This window comes from Actinomadura formosensis NBRC 14204 (genome assembly GCF_001552155.1).
Taxonomy (GTDB): Bacteria; Actinomycetota; Actinomycetes; order Streptosporangiales; family Streptosporangiaceae; genus Spirillospora; species Spirillospora formosensis.
Genome location: NZ_BCQQ01000318.1, coordinates 1 through 727 on the forward strand (window position 1 = coordinate 1; position 727 = coordinate 727).

Annotated in this window: 1 protein-coding gene; it reads right to left on the bottom strand. The window is 70.4% G+C overall.

The genetic code is table 11. The features are described 5' to 3' along the window. A partial coding sequence (locus AF1_RS32735; RefSeq protein WP_217999884.1) for a condensation domain-containing protein occupies window positions 1–727 on the bottom strand: 727 nt, incomplete at both ends.

Consider the following 727-nt stretch of genomic DNA (forward strand, 5'->3'; position numbering starts at 1 on the left):
CGTCCGCTCGACGTCGCCGCCCTTACCGCCGGCCCAGCGGCGCAGCAGTGTCCGCCGTTCGCTCCGGTCGAGGATCTCGGCGGCGGTGATGGGCATGTCGGGGTCGGCGACCAGTGCGCGGACGAGCCGCTCGAAGCGGTCCGCGATCGTCCGCGCGGTGCCGGGGTCGAACAGGTCGAGGGCGAATTCGAGCCCGGCTTCGATGCCGCCGGGCGTGCCGTCGTCGCCGTGCCGTTCCTCCAGGTAGAGGGACAGGTCGTACTTGGCCGTACCCGCCGTCAGGGGTTCGGCGCCGCCGGTGAGCCCGTCCAGCTCAAGCCGTGCCTCGGGGTTGTTCTGGAACGACAGGACGACCTGGAACAGCGGATGCCGGGCCATCGACCGCGCCGGGTTCAGTACCTCGACCAGCCGCTCGAACGGGACGTCCTGGTGCGCGTAGGCGGCGAGGTCGGTCTCCCGCACCCGTCCCACCAGTTCCCGGAACGACGGGTCCCCGGACGTGTCGGTCCGCAACACGAGCATGTTGACGAACATCCCGACAAGATCGTCCAGAGCCTCATCGGTACGCCCGGCAATAGGCGAGCCGATCGGCACATCCGTCCCCGCACCCAGCCGGGTCAGCAACGCGGCGAAAGCGGCCTGCATGACCATGAACAGGCTCGCGCCGCTCTCCCGCGCGAGGGCCAGCAGCCCGGCGTGGAGATCGGCGTCCAGTTCGAACGCGTGC